Source organism: Pseudomonas mucidolens (genome assembly GCF_900106045.1).
In the GTDB taxonomy this organism is placed as follows: Bacteria; Pseudomonadota; Gammaproteobacteria; order Pseudomonadales; family Pseudomonadaceae; genus Aquipseudomonas; species Aquipseudomonas mucidolens.
This window is the reverse complement of sequence record NZ_LT629802.1, coordinates 526672-546529: the sequence shown is the minus strand read 5'-3', so window position 1 is coordinate 546529 and position 19858 is coordinate 526672. Positions and strand designations below refer to the sequence as shown.

Genomic DNA, 19858 nt, shown 5'->3' with positions numbered 1-19858 from the left:
ATTGTTATTAAACTGTTTTTATCTAACGCGGTTTACTTTTTTTATCTAAAACAACAACTTAATTTACTTCACCGACTTGAGAACGGGCTTGCACACTTGCCGGCGATGAAGTCTGTGTGCCCAGTCGCTCACCGGTTTTGGCGTCGAACAGCAACACTTTGACCGGATCGAACTGCAGGGTCAGGGTCTCGCCCACTTGCGGTGCCACATCGGGCGCCAGGCGGCAGCAGACCTTGGTGTCATTGAGCTGGACGAACACCAAGGTGTCCGGCCCGGTAGGCTCGGTGACCTGAACTTCGGCACAAATGCTCGAAGAGCCATCGCCTTGACCCGCCGCCAGGGTGATTTGCTCCGGGCGCAGGCCAAGGATCACGTCACGCTCTTCAAGACCTGCGTCGTTCATGCTCAATGGCAATTCACAACGCCCCTGGCCGCTCTCGAGCAGCGCCAGCAAGCGACCTTCCTTGCGCTGCAACCGCAGCGGAATGAAGTTCATCGGCGGCGAACCGATGAAGCTGGCGACAAACTGGTTGGCCGGGTTGTTGTAGATCTCTTTCGGCGTACCGAACTGTTGGATGATGCCGTCCTTCATCACCGCCACTTTGTCGCCCAGGGTCATCGCTTCGATCTGGTCGTGAGTCACGTAGACCGTGGTGGTTTTCAGGCGCTGGTGCATCAGTTTCATTTCGGTGCGCATCTCGACCCGCAGCTTGGCGTCGAGGTTGGAGAGTGGCTCATCGAACAGATAGATCTTCGGGCGCCGCGCCAGGGCGCGGCCCATCGCCACGCGCTGTTGCTGACCACCCGAGAGTTGGCCCGGTTTGCGATTGAGCAGGTGTTCGATCTGCAACAATTTGGCGACCCGCGCCACTTCCTCGTCAATGGCCGACTGGCTCATCTTGCGGATCTTCAGACCGAACTCGATGTTCTCGCGCACGCTCATGGTCGGGTAGAGCGCATAGGACTGGAACACCATGGCGATGTCACGATCCTTGGGGCTCATGCCGCTGACGTCTTGATCACCGATCATGATCGCGCCGCCGGTGATGTTTTCCAGGCCGGCGATGCAATTCATCAAGGTCGACTTGCCACACCCTGAGGGGCCGACGAGGATCAGGAACTCACCTTCCTTGATCGACAATTCAATGTTCTTCAGGGTGTCCGGCAGGGCGGAACCGTAGGACTTGTTTACATTGCGAAGTTCGAGCGTTGCCATGATTACCCCTTGACCGCGCCGGCCGTCAGGCCGCGCACGAAATACTTGCCTGCGACCACATAGACCAGCAGGGTCGGCAGCCCAGCGATCATCGCCGCCGCCATATCCACGTTATATTCCTTGGCCCCGGTGCTGGTGTTGACCAGGTTATTCAGGGCCACGGTGATCGGCTGGGAGTCACCACTGGAGAACACCACACCGAACAGGAAGTCGTTCCAGATCTGAGTGAACTGCCAGATCAGGCAGACCATGATGATCGGGGTCGACATCGGCAGAATGATCCGACGGAAAATAGTGAAAAACCCGGCGCCATCGAGGCGCGCAGCCTTCACCAATGCATCCGGAATACTGACGTAGTAGTTACGGAAGAACAGCGTGGTAAACGCCAGGCCATAAACGACGTGTATGAACACCAGGCCGGTGGTGGTGCTCGCCAGGCCCATCTTGCCAAGGGTGAACGAAGCCGGCAGCAGCACCGTCTGGAACGGCAGGAAGCAGCCGAACAGCAGCAGGCCGAAGAACAACTGCGAACCGCGAAAGCGCCACATCGACAGCACATAGCCGTTCAGCGCGCCGATGGTGGTGGAGATCAGGACTGCCGGAACGGTGATCAGGATCGAGTTCCAGAAGTAACCGTTGACCGTGGCCCAGGCTTTGACCCAGCCAATACCACTGACCACCGTGGGCCAGCTCAGCAGGTTGCCGGAGCTGATGTCTTCCGGGGTCTTGAAGCTGGTGAGCAGCATGACCACCAGCGGCACCAGATACAGCAGCACAGCCACGAACAGCACGCCGTGGATCGCGAGGCGACTCAGGCTGATTGAGGGTTTGGCGAGACTAGTCATTACGCTTGGTCCTCAGCTCGGAATACAGGTAAGGCACAATGATCGCGAGGATCGCACCGAGCATCAGAATCGCACTGGCCGAACCTATGCCCATCTGGCCGCGGCTGAAGGTGAAGGAATACATGAACATCGCTGGCAAGTCAGACGAATACCCCGGCCCACCGGCCGTCATCGCCGCCACCAGGTCGAAACTCTTGATCGCGATGTGCGCGAGGATCATCACTGCGCTGAAGAACACCGGACGCAGGCTTGGCAGCACCACTTTCCAGTAAATGCGCGGCAGGCTCGCGCCGTCGATCTGCGCGGCGCGGATGATCGATTGATCGACACCCCGCAGGCCGGCCAGGAACATCGCCATGATAAAGCCGGAGGCTTGCCAGACGGCGGCGATCACCAGGCAATACACCACACGATCCGGATCGATCAGCCAGTCGAGGCGAAAGCCTTCCCAACCCCAATCGCGCATCAGTTTGTCCAGGCCCATGCCCGGGTTGAGCAGCCATTTCCAGGCGGTACCGGTGACGATCATCGAGAGCGCCATCGGATACAGGTAAATAGTACGGATAAAACCTTCGCGGCGAATGCGCTGGTCGAGGAACACGGCCAACAGCACGCCGATCACCAGGGTAATGCCGATAAACATGCCGCCGAACAGCGCCAGGTTTTTGCTCGCCACCCACCAGCGATCGTTGTTGAACAACCGCTCGTATTGCGCCAGACCGACCCATTTGTAGGTCGGCAGGAACGTCGAGTTGGTGAACGACAGAACGAACGTCCACAGGATGTAGCCGTAAAAGCCCACCAGAACGATGAACATGCTCGGTGCCAGTACCAGTTTAGGTAGCCAGCGCTGCAGTGCATCTAACGGCGAGGCCTTGCTGAACACAGCAACAGAACTCATGGGAAAATCCAATACAGGGAAAAAGGACTAGCGGTGAACTTCCTGGGAACTGCCGCCTTTCTGTAGGAGCGAGCTTGCTCGCGAAGGTCCTCAACAAATAACGCGAGCATCCAGGATGAACGCGCTGACCTTGAGTTTTTCGCGAGCGAGCTCGCTCCTACAGAAGACAGTCATCAGGGCACGCCCGCCCCCAGGTCCAGGTTACTGGGCAGACTTGACCGCCGCGCCGAGTTGCTTGGCGGTCTCGGCAGGATCGGCTTTCGGGTCGTTGATGTAGTTGGTCACAACGTCAAAAAACGCGCCCTGGACAGCCAGTGTGGTTGCCATGTTGTGCGCCATACTCGGCTGCAGGCCGCCCGTCTTGGAATCCGCGAGGAAGTCCTTGGCAGCGGTCTGGGCGCAGCTGTCGAAGCCGTATTTACCCATGTCGGCCAGCATGTCGTTGCGAACCGGGATCGAGCCTTTGTTGATGCTGAAGACTTTCTGGAAGTTCTCACCCAACACGACTTTGGCGATGTCCTGCTGACCCGCTGCGGTGCCTTCGTCTTTCTGCTTGAACACCGCCAGGGAGTCGATGTTATAGGTGAAGGCTTTAGCGGTGCCCGGGAAGGCTACACACTGGTAGTCCTTGCCCGCGATTTTCTTGGCCGCGGTCCACTCGCTCTTGGCCCAGTCACCCATGATTTGCATGCCGGCCTTGCCGTTGATGACCTTGGCCGCTTCCAGGTTCCAGTCCTGGCCCTTGCCGTCGGGGTCCATATAGGTCGCGACTTTCTTCAGTTCGGTCAGCGCCTTGACCATTTCCGGACCGGTCAGGGTGGCGTTGTCCAGGTCCACAAGGGCTTTCTTGTAGCCGTCCACGCCCATGACCGAGAGCACGACTGCTTCAAACACCGTGCTGTCCTGCCACGGCTGGCCACCGTGGGCCAACGGAATGAAACCCGCGGCCTTGAGCTTGTCGGCGGCAGCGTAGAATTCTTCGAGCGTGGTCGGGTTTTTCTCGATACCGGCTTTCTTGAAGACCTCAGGGTTGATCCACAGCCAGTTGACGCGGTGAATGTTCACCGGCACGGCAACGTAATCACCCTCGTACTTCACGGTATCGGAGACTTTCTTGTCGAGCAGGCTGTCCCACTTCTCGGCTTTGGCAACGTCCTTCAGCACCTCGCTATCGAGCAGTCCGGTGGACGCCCATTCCTGAATGTCGGGACCTTTGATCTGGGCAACACCGGGCGGGTTGCCGGCGACCGCGCGGCTTTTCAGCACGGTCATGGCGGTGGCGCCACCGCCACCTGCAACGGCACCGTCTTTCCAGGTGAAGCCGTCTTTCTCAACTTGGGCCTTCAGGACATCTACTGCCGCTTTCTCACCGCCCGAGGTCCACCAATGCACAACTTCAACCGTCCCTTTCGAGTCGGCGGCAACAGCACTGAGGGGAAACAACGAGGCAATGGAAATAGCAACGGCGAGGCGATTAATCGCGTTCATCTGAGTACCTTTTCTTGTTGTTATGCATGCAAGTCTAGAGCTTGCGCTGCACGGGATTTTAAACAGGGATCTTTGACTGACAGGTAACAAAGGGACGGGCAAATGTCACCAGACGGTGACATAAGCACCTGCAGCCAGGGCGCTGGTCATGCTCGGAGCCAAGGGCAGCCCCGGCAGGACCACCGCTTGCCAGGCGTGGTACAGGTCCGGCTTGCCACCCCAGATTTTGCTGCTGGGCTGGTTCTGCGCGCTGAGTTCGTGGTGCCAACTGCCGTGGATACGGTCGATAAAATGGGTCTCGCAAAACTCCCAGAAACGCCGGTACCAGGTTTCGTAATGCCGCTCGCCGGTGCGCTTGAGCAGGGCCTGGGCAGCCGCGCTGGCCTCCGCGTGAGTCCAGTGCAGACGCTCGCGTACCACCGGGCGCTGATTCCAATCCAGGGTGTAGACGATGCCGGGGGCGCCATCCACGGCCCAGGCGTATTCACAAGCACTGGCGAACAAGCCCTTGGCGTCACTCAGCAGCCATTGCGGTGTCGCCAGTCCGGCTTGCAGGCGCGCAGCTTCCAGGTGCAGCAACAGCCGCGCCCACTCGAAACCATGGCCGGGGGTGATGCCATAAGGACGAAAGCCATCGGCGCGATTGTCCTCGTTGTAACCCGGCAGCGGCTGCCATTGACGGTCGAAATGCTCGATCACCATGAACTGATTGTCTGCCGCATGGCTGTGGATCAGCCGCTCCACAATGCGCAGCGCACGCTCCAGCCAGCGGGTATCCCCCGTGACATCAGCCAGGGCGAGAAACGCTTCGGTGGCGTGCATGTTGCTGTTGGCCCCGCGATAAGCCTCTTCGCCAGTCCAGTCACGCGCGAAGGATTCGAGCATCACGCCCTCCTCCTCGCTCCAGAAAAACTGTTCGATGATGTGGATCGCATCATTCAGCAGGCTCTGCGCACCGGGCGCGCCGGCCACCACCGCCGAACTTGCGGCCAAGGCCACAAATGCGTGCAGGTAAGCCGCCTTACCACTGTTGCCGTCGCGGGCCTGGGCCGCGGCGAACCAACCGCCGTGCTCGCTATCACGCAACGGACCGCCGAGTGCCGCCACGCCATGCTCGACCAATTCGGCATAGCCCGGCAAACCCATGGCATGGGCCATGGCAAAGCTGTGGGTCATGCGGGCGGTGTTCATGGTTTCGGCGCAGGCACCGGCGGGCAGGCGGCCTTGATCATCCAGATTGCCGAAGCCGTCTGGCAGCCTGGCAGACTTGGCGAACATCAACAGGCGCTGCCCTTCGGCGGCAAGCCAGGTGTGATGGGCAGGTGCGTTCAGCCAACTGCTGGCAGGCAGTGGTTGCATGGTCATGGTTGGCCCTGTTTGTTTTTGTGGGATGGCGGGAGTCTAAACAAGGGCCAGGGCGGCACACGTAACGAAGGGCAAGAGAAATGTCACCGAACAGTGACATTTCCCACATTGCAGCGGCCCGATCATTGCCCGGGCGGCGTAGCTCCCACCTGTGCGCCAAGCTGACGCTGCAAGGTCTGCATCTGCGTCTGCAAAGTGGTGATGTTGCGCGTGGTCTGGATCCGGAACACATCAAATTCCTTATTGGTCGGCCCTTCGCTGGCGGCGCGATTATCCAGCTCACTCTTGACCACCAACAGATCCTGCTCCAGACGAGCGATGGCCGCCGCCGGGTTGCCCTGCTTCTTCAGGGTTGCCACCTCGCTCGCAAGGCCCTTGACCTCGGGGTCCAGCTTGGCCGCTTCGGCCTGTGCGGCCTTGAGCGTCGCCAATTCACTGGTGAGTGTCTGGACCTGCGCTTGCAACTGCGTATTGACGGTCGCCTGCTCCGTGGTGCTGGCATTCATTTGGGCCAGGCGTTTGTCCAGCTCCGAAGCCTGGCCAGCCACGCCTACCTGTTGTTTGCCTTGCTCAAGCAATTGGGCCTGCAACTGCTTGATCTGCATTTTCAACGCTTCACTGCCGGTATTGACGCTGGCCTCACTGGCCACCACCTTGCCGGAAATAGCCTGCAAACGCCCAGCGGCTTCCTCGCTGATACGCGCGAAGCTTTCCTGAGTCGCCACCAATTGCTGCCCCATCAGCGAAATCTGCTGGAAACTCCACCAGGCCAAACCGGCGAAAGCAAACAGCAGTGCGCCCACCAAGGCCCACAAAGGCCCGGTGCTGGCGCTCTTGACCTTGACCACCGGCGCCGGGCGCGAGCGCACGGAGGTGGCGGAGGTCGGCACAAAGTCATCGTCGCCAAGGTCGGCGCGAAGGCTCGGCACTGTGTCGAAGTCGTCGTTAGCATCGTTACGCATGAATCAACCTTAAATCCTGAGGTAACCACATGAAAAGCCAAGCGGCGCGAGTATAAACCCCTTGCCTGTCGCGGGGATTGATCCGAAAACGGAAAACCGGTTCCGCCCGCCCGTCGATTCTATCGATTGCCCGGCTCCTGGGCCTTCCACCAATGGCAAAATTCATCGAGAGCCGCCCACAGACTGACCGTGGGCTGATAGTCGAGATAATGCCGGGCACGGCTGATATCGAGGGTAAAGTCCTTGTTCATCACTTGCATCCCCAACCGTGACAGCGACGGCTCCGGGCGCCCCGGCCAGATGGCGCAGAAAGCTTCGTTGAGCGCCGCGACGCTGTAGGACAAACCGTAGGAGCGGTAACGCCTGACCTCAGGCATCTGCATTTGCCGCATGACGTAGTTGACTACATCCCACACCGGCACCGGCGTGCCGTTACTGATGTTGTAAGCCTTGCCCAACGCGGAACCGGTGGCCAGCAAACTGCTGAGCAATGCCTCGTTGAGGTTGTGGATACTGGTGAAATCGACCTTGTTCAAACCCTCTCCGACAATCGCCAGACGATTCTTGCGCTGCATATTCAACAAGCGCGGAAAGATGCTCATGTCACCGGCACCCGTGACAAAACGCGGGCGCAGGGCCAGCACCTCCAAACCAAACTCCTGGGCACCGAAGACCTTTTGCTCGGCCAGGTACTTAGTCGCGGCATAAGGATGCTTGAAGCGCTTGGGGACTTGCTCCTCGGTCAATCCAAGGTGATCACGCCCATCAAAATAGATCGATGGCGACGACAGATGCACCAGACGCCCGACACGTTGCTTGAGACAGGCTTCGACGACGTTCTCTGTCACCAGCACATTGCCTTGGTGAAAGTCCTGGTAACGCCCCCATAACCCCACGGCGCCGGCACAATGCACCACGGCGTCAACCTCGCGGCAGAGGTTGCGCACCAGGTCCGGATCATTCAGATCCCCCTGAATAAACTCGGCGCCACGCCGTACCAGGTGTTCGACCCCTTCTGCCCGACGCCCGTTGACCCGCACATCCAGGCCTTGCTCTAGGGCGAAACGCGCAAAGCGCCCGCCGATGAAGCCGCTTGCGCCGGTGACCAGAACTTTCATGCAGCCTCCTACGGGTGCAGCCTTGAGCGTCAAGCTTCAAGCTGCACGTTAAAAACAATCTGCCGGCTCTTTGCTTGCAGCCTGGAGCTTGACGCTCGAGGCTGCTAGAACGGCACCAACAACTGGCCGGTTGCCCGCGCCAGGTGTTCGGTCAACAAACCGAGCAATTGCCCGCCACTGCGCCAATGATGCCAGTACAACGGCACATCGATGGGTTTATCTGGCAACAACTCAACCAGAATGCCCGCCCGGAGCTGGTCGCGAACCTGTAGTTCCGGCACCAGCCCCCAGCCCAACCCGGCTTCCGTCAAACGGATAAAACCTTCGGACGACGGGCATAAATGGTGCTGGAAACCTCCATCGACGCCCAGCGATGCCAAATAGCGGTGTTGCAAAAAGTCATCGGGGCCAAACACCAGCGCGGGAGTACGTGCCACTTGATCCGCTTGCACCCCGTGCGGAAAGTGGCGGGCGATAAACGCGGGGCTGGCCAGCGCACGGTAGCGCATGGCACCGAGCAGCAAGCTCCGGGCACCGGCGACAGGCCGCTCGCTGGCGCACACGCAGGCGGCCACCTCACCAGCCCGCATGCGCTTGAGGCCAACAGTCTGGTCTTCCACCACCAGATCCAGCAACAAGTGCTGGTCAGCGCAAAAGTCACTCACCGCCTGCGCCCACCACGTCGCCAGACTGTCGGCGTTCAAGGCGATGCGCAGACGTTCGGGCATGCCCTCCTCATCCAGGGCCGGGACCTGGCTTTGCAGGTCGCGCTCGAGCAACCGCACCTGTTGCACATGGTTAAGCAGACGCCGGCCGATTTCCGTCGGCGTCGGCGGTGTCGCGCGCACCAGCACCGGCTGACCGATTCGTGCTTCAAGCAATTTGATACGTTGGGATATCGCCGATTGCGACACACCGAGCACTTGGGCGCCCCGTTCGAAGCCGGCCTGTTCCACCACCGCCGCCAAAGCGGAAAGCAACTTATAGTCAAACATCAGTTTTCCTAATGGGCGATCAGCAATATTTGTTTTTCTTATACAGCTTCAACCTCGACAATCGCCAGCATCGAGTGACAGGTAGAGTGAATTTCATGTGGCAGAGTTATGTAAACGGCTTGCTGGTAGCCCTTGGACTGATCATGGCTATCGGCACGCAAAACGCGTTTGTCCTGGCCCAAAGCCTGCGTCGTGAACACCACCTGTCAGTGGCGGCGTTGTGCGTGGTATGTGACGCATTGCTGGTGGCCGCCGGGGTGTTCGGCCTGGCAACCGTGCTGGCGCACAGCCCGCTGTTGTTGGCGATTGCGCGCTGGGGCGGCGCGGCCTTCCTGTTGTGGTATGGCGCCCTGGCGCTGCGCCGCGCCTGCTCGCGGCAAAGCCTGGGGCAAGGCGAGGGGCAAAAAATGCGGTCGCTACGCGCGGTGATGCTCAGCGCGCTGGCCGTCACCCTGCTCAATCCCCACGTGTACCTGGACACGGTGTTGCTGATCGGTTCCCTGGGCGCCCAGCAAACCGAGCCAGGCGCCTATGTCGCAGGCGCCGCCAGTGCTTCATTCCTGTGGTTCTCCACGCTGGCCCTCGGCGCCGCCTGGCTCGCACCGTGGCTGGCGCGCCCGGCGACCTGGCGCCTGCTGGATTTGCTGGTGGCGGTGATGATGTTCTCCGTGGCTTACCAATTAATACGCATCCCTGAACTTATTTGAAGAACCGGCAAAAGACGCTGGAACCTCTATCCCACACAGTTGTTGCGTGGTTTTGCCGCACCCCCGGTGCTATGATCCAGCCCCTGCGTCGCAAAGAGTACAAACTCCCCGGCGCATGTTTGGCCGCCCGTGATCGGCCTTGCGCTCACCGCAACTGACCTGATTAGGAGAATTATCATGGCTTTCGAATTGCCGCCGCTGCCGTACGCACACGATGCCCTGCAGCCGCACATCTCCAAGGAAACCTTGGAATATCACCACGACAAGCACCACAACACCTATGTCGTGAACCTGAACAACCTGGTGCCAGGCACCGAGTTCGAAGGCAAGTCCCTGGAAGAGATCGTCAAATCCTCTTCGGGCGGCATCTTCAACAACGCCGCTCAGGTCTGGAACCACACCTTCTACTGGAACTGCCTGGCGCCAAACGCCGGCGGTCAACCGACCGGCGCACTGGCGGAAGCCATCAACGCCGCGTTCGGTTCGTTCGACAAGTTCAAGGAAGAGTTCACCAAGACTTCGGTCGGGACCTTCGGTTCCGGTTGGGGCTGGCTGGTGAAAAAAGCTGACGGTTCCCTGGCCCTGGCCAGCACCATCGGTGCCGGCAACCCGCTGACCAGCGGCGACACCCCGCTGCTGACCTGCGACGTCTGGGAACACGCCTACTACATCGACTACCGCAACGTGCGTCCAAAGTATGTGGAAGCGTTCTGGAACCTGGTCAACTGGAAGTTCGTTGCCGAGCAGTTCGAAGGCAAGACCTTCACTGCTTAAGCACGCCTTGCAGTAGAAAAAGCCCGGCCATGGCCGGGCTTTTTCATGGGCGCAATTCGGTAAAAACACCACAACGCGGGAATCAAGCAGCGGCCACGCGCCTTATGGCACAAGCGGAACAACCCTGCGGATTGAACATTGGAGAGCGACTGAGTTCGCCGCCAGCGCGACTCAGCAGGCGAAAACACCAAATCGCCGCGCTTCCCGCCCCGCGCCACTATCGACTCGGCCACACCGAAGTGCATCCCTCCATGACAGCAAATTATCAACACCGATAATGTCCCTTTGACTGCCATCACGGGATTGCCAATACTCATGGCATCTTGAGGCTACCCGAATGGAACAAGGAATGACCCTTTGAAGCTGGAACTCAAAAACAGCTTGTCGGTGAAGTTGCTCCGGGTTGCGCTGCTTTCGGCACTCATCGTCGGGGTGGTACTGAGTGCTGCCCAGATTGTCTTTGACGCTTATAAAACCCGTCAGGCGGTGGCTGGAGATGCCCAGCGCATCCTCGATATGTTTCGCGACCCGTCCACCCAGGCCGTCTACAGCCTGGATCGCGAGATGGGCATGCAGGTTATTGAAGGCCTCTTCCAAGATGAATCCGTACGCATGGCTTCCATCGGTCATCCCAACGAACCGATGCTCGCCGAAAAGAGTCGCGCCCTGCAGCACTCTTCCAGCCGCTGGCTCACCGACCTGATCCTTGGCCAAGAACGCACCTTCACCACACCGCTGGTGGGGCGCGGGCCGTACAGCGAATATTACGGCGACCTGAGCATCACCCTCGACACCGCCGTTTACGGCAACAGCTTCATTGTCAGCTCGGTGATCATCTTCATCTCCGGCGTATTGCGCGCCCTGGCCATGGGCCTGGTGTTGTACCTGGTCTATCACTGGTTGCTGACCAAGCCGCTGTCGCGGATCATCGGGCACCTGAGTTCAATCAACCCCGACCGCCCGAGTGAACACAAGATTCCGCTGCTCAAGGGACACGAAAGCAACGAACTGGGACATTGGATCAACACCGCCAACCAGTTGCTGGCCTCCATCGAGCGCAACACCCACCTGCGTCATGAAGCCGAAAACAGCCTGCTGCGCATGGCCCAGCATGACTTTCTGACCGGGCTACCGAATCGCCAGAAACTCCAGGAACAGTTGGACAAAATCCTCATTGATGCCAGTCGCCGACAACGTAGGGTCGCGGTGCTATGCGTCGGCCTGGACGACTTCAAAAGCGTCAACGAGCAATTCACCTACCAGGCGGGCGATCAGTTATTGCTGGCCCTGGCCGATCGCCTGCGCGCTCACAGTGGCCGCCTCGGCGCCCTCGCCCGCCTGGGAGGCGACCAGTTCGCCCTGGTCCAGCCCGACATCGAACAACCCTACGAGGCGGCCGAACTGGCCCAGAGCATCCTTGATGACCTGGACGCCGAATTCGCCCTCGATCACCAGCAAATCCGCCTGCGGGCCACCATTGGCATTACTTTGTTCCCGGAAGACGGCGACAGCACCGAGAAGCTGCTGCAAAAAGCCGAGCAAACCATGACGCTGGCCAAGAGCCGCTCGCGCAGTCGCTACCAGTTCTATATCGCCAGCGTCGACAGTGAAATGCGCCGTCGCCGCGAACTGGAGAAAGACCTGCGCGACGCCTTGAACCGCGATCAATTGCACTTGGTGTATCAACCGCAGATCAGTTACCGCGACCACCACGTGGTCGGCGTCGAGGCGCTGCTGCGCTGGCAACATCCGGAACACGGCCTGGTGCCGCCTGACCTGTTCATTCCCCTGGCGGAACAGAACGGCACGATTATCAAGATTGGCGAATGGGTACTGGACCAAGCCTGCCGGCAACTGCGCGAATGGCATGACCTGGGGTTCCCCGCGCTGCGTATGGCCGTCAACTTGTCCACGGTGCAACTACACCACGCCGAGCTGCCACGGATGGTCAACAATCTGCTGCAAATTTATCGCCTGCCGCCCGGCAGCCTCGAGCTGGAGGTCACTGAAACCGGTCTGATGGAAGACATCAGTACCGCCGCCCAGCACCTGCTGAGCCTGCGGCGTTCCGGTGCACTGATCGCTATTGATGACTTCGGTACCGGGTATTCATCCCTCAGCTACCTGAAAAGCCTGCCCCTGGACAAGATCAAGATCGACAAGAGCTTCGTCCAGGACCTGCTGGACGACGACGACGATGCCAGCATCGTGCGTGCGATCATCCAATTGGGCAAAAGCCTGGGGATGCAGGTGATCGCCGAAGGCGTGGAAACCGTCGAGCAGGAAGCGTATGTCATCGCCGAAGGTTGCCATGAAGGCCAGGGTTATCACTACAGCAAACCGCTGCCGGCGCGCGAGTTGGCAGCGTATCTGAAGCAATCCGCACGCAATAACGCCGTGATTCTGTAGCACGATGATGGCCACCCGAGGCGCGGTCTTGGGCGGTCGGCATCCGAATGTTAAATTTTTACGGCGCCAACCCTTTACAGAAAATGCAAATCTTTCGCATTATGTTGCAGTTTTGCGCGCCACGGTGCGCCCCAGTCATCTACCGAAGCAGGATGTTCGCCATGATTCGTATGCCCCTGGCCACCGCCAGTCTGCTGGCCATCGCCATTTCTCTCGCCGGTTGCGGCGAGGGCAACGACAAGACCGCCGCTCCTCAGGCACCTACGCCCGCTGCCAGCACTCCAGCTGCTGCCGCTCCCGCTGGCCAGGTCGATGAGGCCGCCGCCAAGGCGGTCGTCGCGCATTACGCAGACATGGTGTTCGCTGTCTACAGCGATTCCCTGTCCACCGCGAAAACCCTGCAGACCGCTATCGACACGTTCCTCGCCAACCCCAACGACGAGACGCTGAAGGCCGCCCGTACCGCCTGGATCGCGTCCCGCGTGCCTTACCTGCAAAGCGAAGTGTTCCGCTTCGGCAACACCATCATCGATGACTGGGAAGGCCAAGTGAATGCCTGGCCACTGGACGAAGGCCTGATCGACTACGTCGACAAATCCTACGCCCATGCACTCGGCAACCCGGGCGCCACCGCCAACATCATCGCCAACACCGAGATTCAGGTCGGCGAAGACAAAATCGACGTCAAGGAAATCACCGCGGAAAAACTCGCCAGCCTCAATGAGTTGGGCGGTTCTGAAGCCAACGTCGCCACCGGCTACCATGCCATCGAATTCCTGCTCTGGGGCCAGGACCTGAACGGTACAGGCCCTGGCGCCGGTAACCGTCCGGCATCGGACTACCTGCAAGGTGAAGGCGCCACCGGTGGCCATAACGAGCGTCGCCGTGCCTACTTGAACGCCGTGACCCAACTGCTGGTCAGCGACCTGGAAGAGATGGTCGGCAACTGGAAACCCGACGTCGAAGACAACTACCGCGCCACGCTGGAAGCAGAACCTGCCACCGACGGCCTGCGCAAGATGCTGTTCGGCATGGGCAGCCTGTCCCTGGGCGAACTGGCGGGCGAGCGCATGAAAGTGTCCCTGGAAGCCAACTCGCCAGAAGACGAGCACGACTGTTTCAGCGATAACACGCATAACTCGCAGTTCTACGACGCCAAGGGCATCCGCAACGTGTACCTGGGCGAATACACCCGCGTTGATGGCACCCAGATGACCGGCGCCAGCCTGTCGTCCCTGGTGGCCAAGGTCGATCCGGCCGCCGACGCAGCCCTCAAGGCTGACCTGGCTGCCACCGAAGCCAAGATCCAGGTCATGGTTGACCACGCCGACAAGGGCGAGCACTACGATCAACTGATCGCCGCCGGCAACGAAGCGGGCAACCAGATCGTGCGCGACGCCATTGCTTCGCTGGTCAAGCAGACCGGCGCCATCGAGCAGGTGGCCGGTAAGCTGGGTATCGGCGACCTGAACCCGGACAACGCTGAACACGATTTCTGATCAGCGCGGTCTGAGTGAGTCAATGAGGCGACCTTCGGGTCGCCTTTTTTGTAGCTATCGTTTGCAGTCGCACAAAGACCGCAAGCTCGCTCCCACACAAGCCCGCTCCGCATTTCAACCGTAGAGCCTTTACAGCCCCCGGTTTACAAGCCCTACGCCGCAGGTAGAATGGCGCCTCTTCCTGTCACCCGAGCGGACTTCATGGCGCTGCCGACCTTACGGATCATTGGTTTCATCATCGGCATCTTCCTGATCACCCTCGCGATCGCCATGGTGGTACCGATGGCGACCCTGGTGTTTTTCGAACGCACCAGCGACCTGCCGTCCTTTCTCTGGGCAAGCATGATCACCTTTGTCGCCGGCGTGGCCCTGGTAATCCCCGGCCGCCCGGAACATGTGCACCTGCGCCCCAGGGACATGTACCTGCTGACGGTCAGCAGTTGGGTGGTGGTGTGCATCTTCGCCGCGCTGCCATTCCTGCTGACCCAGCACATCAGCTACACCGACTCGTTCTTCGAAAGCATGTCCGGCATCACGGCCACCGGCGCCACCGTGCTCAGCGGCCTGGACACCATGTCACCGGGTATTCTGATCTGGCGTTCACTGCTGCACTGGCTCGGCGGTATCGGCTTTATCGCCATGGCCGTGGCGATTCTGCCGCTGCTGCGGATCGGTGGCATGCGCCTGTTCCAGACCGAATCCTCGGACCGCTCGGAAAAAGTCATGCCCCGCTCCCACATGGTGGCGCGGCTGATCGTGGCGGCGTATGTCGGCATTACCCTGTTCGGCAGCCTGGCATTCTGGTGGGCCGGCATGGGCCTGTTCGATGCCATCAACCACGCCATGTCGGCGATTTCCACCGGCGGGTTCTCCACCTCGGATGAATCCCTGGCCCACTGGAAACAGCCTGCGGTGCATTGGGTGGCCGTGGTGGTGATGATTCTGGGCAGTTTGCCATTTGCCCTGTATGTGGCCACCTTGCGTGGCAACCGCAAGGTACTGATCAAGGACCAACAGGTACAAGGTCTGCTCGCCCTGCTGCTGCTCACCTGGCTGGTACTCGGCAGTTGGTATTGGTGGACCACCAACCTGCATTGGCTCGAAGCCTTGCGTCATGTCGCGCTGAACGTCACGTCCATTGTGACCACCACCGGCTTTGCGCTCGGGGACTACAGCCTGTGGGGCAACTTCTCACTGATGCTGTTTTTCTACCTGGGCTTTATCGGCGGTTGCTCGGGTTCTACCGCGGGCGGGATCAAGATCTTTCGCTTCCAGGTCGCCTATATCCTGCTCAAGGCTAACTTGAATCAACTGATTCACCCGCGGGCGGTGATCAAGCAGAAGTACAACGGTCATCGCCTGGATGAAGAAATCGTCCGCTCGATCCTGACCTTTTCGTTCTTCTTCGCCATCACCATCTGCGTGATTGCCCTGGCGCTGTCGCTGCTCGGCCTAGACTGGATGACCGCCTTGACCGGCGCCGCCAGTACCGTCTCCGGGGTCGGTCCCGGCCTGGGCGAAACCATTGGCCCGGCCGGCAACTTCGCCACATTGCCGGACGCAGCCAAGTGGATTCTGTCGCTTGGCATGCTGCTGGGTCGACTGGAGATCATTACGGTGTTTGTGTTGTGTATCCCGGCATTCTGGCGTCACTGAGAGCAGCGCCTTTTAGCATCCGCGCCCGGTACACGCCGGGCGTGGCATCGAACCAGCGACGGAACGCGCGGAAAAAATTGCTCGGGTCGGCGAACCCCAGCAAGTAGGCAATTTCCAGCAGCGTCATGCTCGGCTGCGCCAGGTACTGTTCGGCCAATTCGCGGCGCGTGTCGTCGAGCAAGGTCTGGAAGCTGGTGCCCTCCTCGTGCAAACGCCGCTGCAAAGTGCGCTGGGACAAGTGCAGCGTCTGCGCCACCACCTCGCGCTTGGGCTCGCCCTGAGGCAACAGTCGACACAGCACCTGACGCGTCTTGTGAGTGACCCGACTCTCAGAAAAGCGCGCCAGGTACTCTCCGGCAAAACGATCATGCAGCAACGCCATCGCCTCATTTGCCGTCGGCAGTGGTGCCTCCATATCCGCGAGCTCGAAAATCAGCGCGTCATAGGGCGCGTTGAACACCAACGGTGCGTGGAAGGCTTGCCTGTAGGGCTCCAGGTCCGCCGGCTGGTCGCCCTGCACCAGCACTTTGTGCGGTTGCAGGGTGCGACCGGTCAACCAGCCGCACAACGCCAACGCGCTGGCCAGAGAGGCCTCGGCGCTTTGCCGGGTGGGTGGCAGATGGTCGCCATGCACGGTCAGTATCAACGCATAGCCTTCGGTCAACAGGCGAAAACTCAATTCGGCGCTTTCGGCGATGATTCGCTGGTAACGGACCAGGCGCATAAACCCTTCGGCGAGCGTACGACTGGACATCAAGGCATAACCCACCACATGAAAGGACGCCGGGTGCACCACCTTACCCATGTTCAGGCCAATCGCCGGGTTGCCCGACAACTCCACCGCCCGCTGCCAGAGCCGGGTCATCGAATCCTGGGGGAAGCGCGCGTCCGGGTCATTCAGGGCCGCGTAATCCAGGCCGATCTGCTTGAACAAGGCACGGCAATCCAGGCCCTCCATCTCCAGCGCCTTGACTATCCCCATCGCCCAGCTTGCGGAAGTCGTTCGTTCACTCATGAGGTTTTCTTGGCTTGCTTGCTATAAAGGGAAGGCCGAAATCGCAGCCAGGCATCAAAGGATACTAAAGTGGCATCTATTGTCACTGGCCGTTAGCGCTGATGACTCTAGACTCAAATAAGCTCCCCACCGAACACCGATTCGATAGAACAACAACAGAGGGCCGGCCATTATGGAAAATATAAGAAAATTCAATAGTTTCGCTGAGTTCTATCCCTATTACCTGAGCGAACACGGCAACAGCACCTGCCGACGCCTGCACTTTATCGGCACCAGCCTGGTGATTTTCATTTTCGCCTTGGCCGTCGGCAAAGGTGCCTGGTGGCTATTGCTCGCACTGCCGCTGGCTGGCTACAGCTTTGCCTGGGCCGGCCATTTCTTTTTTGAAAAAAATCGACCGGCGACTTTTCAACATCCGTTCTACAGCCTGCTGGGAGATTTCGTCATGTATCGCGACATGATTCTTGGCAAAGTACCGTTTTAGGCCCCTCACGCCAAAACAATAAGAGACACACCGATGAGCAGAGCGCCGCAGTGTGACGTTATGTCCCTTGCTTCTCGGCCATCAAGGTTTATCCATTCGAGGAATAAAAGTCTTTTTGTCATTTACAGTGCTGTATGCTGCCCGGGCTTTGTTAAAAGCGTGGAATACCTGCAATTCATCAACAGACCTTGCGAGGAGCGACGACGATGCACGAGATCCCTAATCTCCCCTTCCCAAGCCTGCACGAGACCGAGCAGCCAACCCCGCAACAGGCCGGTAGCGACAAGGCCGAGCCCAAAGAAGCAGCACCTGTCGACAGCGAAAGCCAAGACTGACGCAATACCCAGACCGTGTGGAAAGCGTGACATTGCGCGCTTTCCACACTGCCTGAAATACCCGTAGCAGAGATTCGCAACATGACCGATCGCCCCCAGCCCGACCCTGACGACGCCTTGCTCGGCGCGGCCATGCAAATGGTCGACGTGTGGAGTCGCCTCAGCCCTGAAAAACAAGCGTTGCTGCTCAAGCGCTTCGGCACCCAGGAAAATGCCCTGGCCGCCCTGGTAACGACCCGCCTGCTCAACCCCGCCGATAGCTGATCGCCTTCCTGGCTCATGCGTGGCGTAGTGGCTCGATAAGCGCAGTGCCTCGTCCTTCCTCTGACACCATTGATCCAGAGTTTTGTGTTTTGCCGCCCTGCGTGGGCCAAAGCACCGGTATCATAAGCAGGCTATCTTTTTTCTGCCGCGACAGTGGATCTCTTCCCATGCCAGAAACCCAGCGCCCCATGGCGGTCACGCTGCAAGTCGTTTCCATCGTTTTGTTCACCTTTATCGGTTACTTGAATATCGGCATTCCCTTGGCCGTACTGCCGGGCTACGTCCACAGCGAGTTGGGATTTGGCGCGGTCGTGGCCGGGCTGGTGATCAGCGTGCAATACCTCGCCACCCTGCTGAGCCGGCCTTACGCCGGACGTATCATCGATAATCGTGGCAGCAAGCGCGCGGTAATGTACGGTTTGGCAGGCTGCGGCTTGAGCGGCGTATTCATGTTGCTCTCGGCCTGGCTGACACACCTGCCCGTCCTGAGCCTGACCAGCCTGTTGATCGGCCGCCTGGTGTTGGGCAGCGCCGAAAGCCTGGTGGGTTCAGGCTCGATCGGCTGGGGCATCGGTCGGGTCGGCGCGACGAACACCGCCAAAGTCATCTCCTGGAATGGCATCGCCAGCTACGGCGCCCTGGCCATTGGCGCGCCGTTGGGGGTGTGGCTGGTCAATCGACTGGGGCTGTGGAGCATGGGCCTGAGCATTATTTTGCTGGCGTTGCTGGGGTTGCTGCTGGCCTGGCCGAAACGCGCGGCGCCAGTGGTCGCAGGTGAACGCTTGCCGTTCATGCATGTGCTGGGCCGCGTTCTGCCCCACGGCTGCGGGTTAGCGCTGGGCTCCATTGGCTTTGGTACCATCGCGACCTTTATCACTCTGTATTACGCCACCCAGCATTGGGACAACGCCGTACTGTGCCTGAGCCTGTTCGGTGCGAGCTTTATCGGCGCACGCCTGTTGTTTGGCAACCTGATCAACCGGATGGGTGGCTTTCGCGTGGCGATCGCCTGCCTGGCGGTGGAAAGCCTGGGCCTGCTGTTGCTGTGGCTGGCGCCGAACGCCGAATTGGCACTGGCCGGCGCTGCCTTGAGCGGATTCGGTTTTTCCCTGGTGTTTCCCGCGCTTGGCGTGGAAGCGGTCAACCTGGTGCCAGCCTCCAGCCGGGGGGCGGCGGTAGGCGCATATTCGCTGTTTGTCGATCTGTCGCTGGGCATTACCGGGCCGCTGGCCGGAGCGATTGCAGCGGGTTTCGGCTTTGCCTCGATCTTTCTGTTCGCCGCGCTCGCCGCCTTCGCCGGACTGCTGCTCAGCCTGTATTTATATCGGCAGTCCCCCAAGTACCGTGAAGAACGCAACGCAGGCTAGAAATCCACCTTGCCACGCCCGGCCTTGATACTGCCGCGCTTGGTCTTCGATTCCAGGCGTCGCTTTTTCGAACCCAGGGTCGGTTTGGTGGGGCGGCGTTTTTTCTCCACCTTGGTCGCGCTGAGGATCAACTCCACCAAGCGCTCCAGGGCATCGGCGCGATTCTGCTCCTGGGTCCGGTATTGCTGGGCCTTGAGTACCAGCACCCCTTCGCTGGTGATGCGACTGTCGCGCAGCGCCAGCAATCGTTCCTTGTAGAACGGCGGCAGGGACGAGGCCGGAATGTCGAAACGCAGATGCACGGCACTGGAGACCTTGTTGACGTTCTGGCCGCCGGCGCCTTGGGCACGGATGGCAGTCAACTCGATCTCGGCGTCGGACAGATGCACGTTGTTGGAAATCACCAGCATGGAAAGCAAGGTCCGCGATTCGAGGGGGTCACTCAGGATACGCGAATG

Annotated in this window: 19 protein-coding genes; 9 read left to right on the top strand and 10 right to left on the bottom strand. The window is 59.8% G+C overall.

Annotated elements, in window-relative coordinates; genetic code table 11:
- Positions 1–58: 58 nt before the first annotated feature.
- From BLU75_RS02680 to BLU75_RS02645, 8 genes are all read right to left on the bottom strand, one after another.
- Positions 59–1216, bottom strand: coding sequence for an ABC transporter ATP-binding protein (locus tag BLU75_RS02680; RefSeq protein ID WP_084381073.1), 1158 nt, complete (start codon positions 1214–1216; stop codon positions 59–61).
- A gap of 2 nt (positions 1217–1218) precedes the next feature.
- Positions 1219–2061: a carbohydrate ABC transporter permease gene (locus BLU75_RS02675; RefSeq protein ID WP_084381074.1), complete on the bottom strand. Its 843-nt coding sequence runs from the start codon at positions 2059–2061 to the stop codon at positions 1219–1221.
- On the bottom strand, positions 2054–2962 hold the full coding sequence (locus BLU75_RS02670; protein ID WP_084381075.1) for a carbohydrate ABC transporter permease: 909 nt from the start codon (positions 2960–2962) through the stop codon (positions 2054–2056). Before BLU75_RS02670 ends, BLU75_RS02675 begins: the two co-directional genes overlap by 8 nt.
- A gap of 201 nt (positions 2963–3163) precedes the next feature.
- Complete coding sequence (locus BLU75_RS02665; RefSeq protein WP_084381076.1) at positions 3164–4450, bottom strand: ABC transporter substrate-binding protein; 1287 nt, start codon at positions 4448–4450, stop codon at positions 3164–3166.
- A 105-nt stretch (positions 4451–4555) separates the two neighbouring features.
- A complete protein-coding gene (locus tag BLU75_RS02660; RefSeq protein WP_084381077.1) occupies positions 4556–5815 on the bottom strand; it encodes a D-mannose isomerase in 1260 nt (419 codons plus the stop codon).
- Positions 5816–5937: 122 nt separating this feature from the next.
- Entirely contained in the window at positions 5938–6777 is an 840-nt protein-coding gene (locus tag BLU75_RS02655; RefSeq protein ID WP_084381078.1) for an ATPase, read from the bottom strand.
- Positions 6778–6896: 119 nt separating this feature from the next.
- A complete protein-coding gene (locus BLU75_RS02650; RefSeq protein WP_084381079.1) occupies positions 6897–7895 on the bottom strand; it encodes an NAD-dependent epimerase/dehydratase family protein in 999 nt (332 codons plus the stop codon).
- A 104-nt stretch (positions 7896–7999) separates the two neighbouring features.
- The gene (locus tag BLU75_RS02645) at positions 8000–8890 is read right to left on the bottom strand and encodes a LysR family transcriptional regulator ArgP (protein ID WP_090221363.1); all 891 of its coding nucleotides are present in this window, start codon (positions 8888–8890) and stop codon (positions 8000–8002) included.
- Positions 8891–8985: 95 nt separating this feature from the next.
- Between BLU75_RS02645 and BLU75_RS02640 the strand changes: the two genes are divergently transcribed.
- The 5 genes from BLU75_RS02640 (at position 8986) to BLU75_RS02620 (ending at position 15935) form a co-directional block, all read left to right on the top strand.
- Complete coding sequence (locus tag BLU75_RS02640) at positions 8986–9597, top strand: LysE/ArgO family amino acid transporter (RefSeq protein ID WP_084381093.1); 612 nt, start codon at positions 8986–8988, stop codon at positions 9595–9597.
- A gap of 177 nt (positions 9598–9774) precedes the next feature.
- A complete protein-coding gene (locus BLU75_RS02635; RefSeq protein ID WP_084381081.1) occupies positions 9775–10371 on the top strand; it encodes a superoxide dismutase in 597 nt (198 codons plus the stop codon).
- Positions 10372–10728: 357 nt separating this feature from the next.
- Positions 10729–12780, top strand: a complete 2052-nt coding sequence (locus BLU75_RS02630) for a putative bifunctional diguanylate cyclase/phosphodiesterase (protein WP_084381082.1) — start codon at positions 10729–10731, stop codon at positions 12778–12780.
- 161 nt (positions 12781–12941) lie between these two features.
- Positions 12942–14279, top strand: coding sequence for an imelysin family protein (locus BLU75_RS02625; protein WP_084381083.1), 1338 nt, complete (start codon positions 12942–12944; stop codon positions 14277–14279).
- A gap of 201 nt (positions 14280–14480) precedes the next feature.
- Positions 14481–15935 (top strand): TrkH family potassium uptake protein, encoded by a 1455-nt coding sequence (locus BLU75_RS02620; protein ID WP_090221362.1) that lies wholly within the window; start codon positions 14481–14483, stop codon positions 15933–15935.
- Here BLU75_RS02620 and BLU75_RS02615 read toward each other — a convergent pair.
- Positions 15892–16950: an AraC family transcriptional regulator gene (locus tag BLU75_RS02615; protein WP_084381085.1), complete on the bottom strand. Its 1059-nt coding sequence runs from the start codon at positions 16948–16950 to the stop codon at positions 15892–15894. The genes BLU75_RS02620 and BLU75_RS02615 overlap by 44 nt on opposite strands.
- Positions 16951–17122: 172 nt before the next feature.
- Here BLU75_RS02615 and BLU75_RS02610 point away from each other — a divergent pair, with 172 nt between their 5' ends.
- The 4 genes from BLU75_RS02610 to BLU75_RS02600 all read left to right on the top strand — a co-directional run bounded on the left by BLU75_RS02610 (position 17123) and on the right by BLU75_RS02600 (position 19400).
- Positions 17123–17434 carry an Mpo1-like protein gene (locus tag BLU75_RS02610; RefSeq protein WP_084381086.1) on the top strand — a complete coding sequence of 104 codons (312 nt, stop codon included), beginning with the start codon at positions 17123–17125 and terminating at the stop codon, positions 17432–17434.
- 206 nt (positions 17435–17640) lie between these two features.
- Positions 17641–17769 carry a hypothetical protein gene (locus tag BLU75_RS28080; RefSeq protein ID WP_255313284.1) on the top strand — a complete coding sequence of 43 codons (129 nt, stop codon included), beginning with the start codon at positions 17641–17643 and terminating at the stop codon, positions 17767–17769.
- 81 nt (positions 17770–17850) lie between these two features.
- Positions 17851–18033, top strand: a complete 183-nt coding sequence (locus BLU75_RS02605) for a hypothetical protein (protein WP_084381087.1) — start codon at positions 17851–17853, stop codon at positions 18031–18033.
- A 167-nt stretch (positions 18034–18200) separates the two neighbouring features.
- Positions 18201–19400, top strand: coding sequence for an MFS transporter (locus BLU75_RS02600; RefSeq protein WP_084381088.1), 1200 nt, complete (start codon positions 18201–18203; stop codon positions 19398–19400).
- Here the strand turns inward: BLU75_RS02600 and arfB are convergent.
- Positions 19397–19810: an alternative ribosome rescue aminoacyl-tRNA hydrolase ArfB gene (gene arfB / locus BLU75_RS02595; protein ID WP_084381094.1), complete on the bottom strand. Its 414-nt coding sequence runs from the start codon at positions 19808–19810 to the stop codon at positions 19397–19399. The two genes, BLU75_RS02600 and arfB, sit on opposite strands and share 4 nt — an antisense overlap.
- Between the last annotated feature and the right edge of the window lie 48 nt (positions 19811–19858).

Bases quoted from the DNA above. Each gene is read 5' to 3' on its own strand.
- BLU75_RS02680 (WP_084381073.1), bottom strand. From the start codon at position 1,216: ATGGCAACGCTCGAACTTCGCAATGTAAACAAGTCCTACGGTTCCGCC.
- BLU75_RS02675 (WP_084381074.1), bottom strand. From the start codon at position 2,061: ATGACTAGTCTCGCCAAACCCTCAATCAGCCTGAGTCGCCTCGCGATC.
- BLU75_RS02670 (WP_084381075.1), bottom strand. From the start codon at position 2,962: ATGAGTTCTGTTGCTGTGTTCAGCAAGGCCTCGCCGTTAGATGCACTG.
- BLU75_RS02665 (WP_084381076.1), bottom strand. From the start codon at position 4,450: ATGAACGCGATTAATCGCCTCGCCGTTGCTATTTCCATTGCCTCGTTG.
- BLU75_RS02660 (WP_084381077.1), bottom strand. From the start codon at position 5,815: ATGACCATGCAACCACTGCCTGCCAGCAGTTGGCTGAACGCACCTGCC.
- BLU75_RS02655 (WP_084381078.1), bottom strand. From the start codon at position 6,777: ATGCGTAACGATGCTAACGACGACTTCGACACAGTGCCGAGCCTTCGC.
- BLU75_RS02650 (WP_084381079.1), bottom strand. From the start codon at position 7,895: ATGAAAGTTCTGGTCACCGGCGCAAGCGGCTTCATCGGCGGGCGCTTT.
- BLU75_RS02645 (WP_090221363.1), bottom strand. From the start codon at position 8,890: ATGTTTGACTATAAGTTGCTTTCCGCTTTGGCGGCGGTGGTGGAACAG.
- BLU75_RS02640 (WP_084381093.1), top strand. From the start codon at position 8,986: ATGTGGCAGAGTTATGTAAACGGCTTGCTGGTAGCCCTTGGACTGATC.
- BLU75_RS02635 (WP_084381081.1), top strand. From the start codon at position 9,775: ATGGCTTTCGAATTGCCGCCGCTGCCGTACGCACACGATGCCCTGCAG.
- BLU75_RS02625 (WP_084381083.1), top strand. From the start codon at position 12,942: ATGATTCGTATGCCCCTGGCCACCGCCAGTCTGCTGGCCATCGCCATT.
- BLU75_RS02620 (WP_090221362.1), top strand. From the start codon at position 14,481: ATGGCGCTGCCGACCTTACGGATCATTGGTTTCATCATCGGCATCTTC.
- BLU75_RS02615 (WP_084381085.1), bottom strand. From the start codon at position 16,950: ATGAGTGAACGAACGACTTCCGCAAGCTGGGCGATGGGGATAGTCAAG.
- BLU75_RS02610 (WP_084381086.1), top strand. From the start codon at position 17,123: ATGGAAAATATAAGAAAATTCAATAGTTTCGCTGAGTTCTATCCCTAT.
- BLU75_RS28080 (WP_255313284.1), top strand. From the start codon at position 17,641: ATGCACGAGATCCCTAATCTCCCCTTCCCAAGCCTGCACGAGACCGAG.
- BLU75_RS02605 (WP_084381087.1), top strand. From the start codon at position 17,851: ATGACCGATCGCCCCCAGCCCGACCCTGACGACGCCTTGCTCGGCGCG.
- BLU75_RS02600 (WP_084381088.1), top strand. From the start codon at position 18,201: ATGCCAGAAACCCAGCGCCCCATGGCGGTCACGCTGCAAGTCGTTTCC.
- arfB (WP_084381094.1), bottom strand. From the start codon at position 19,810: ATGCTGGTGATTTCCAACAACGTGCATCTGTCCGACGCCGAGATCGAG.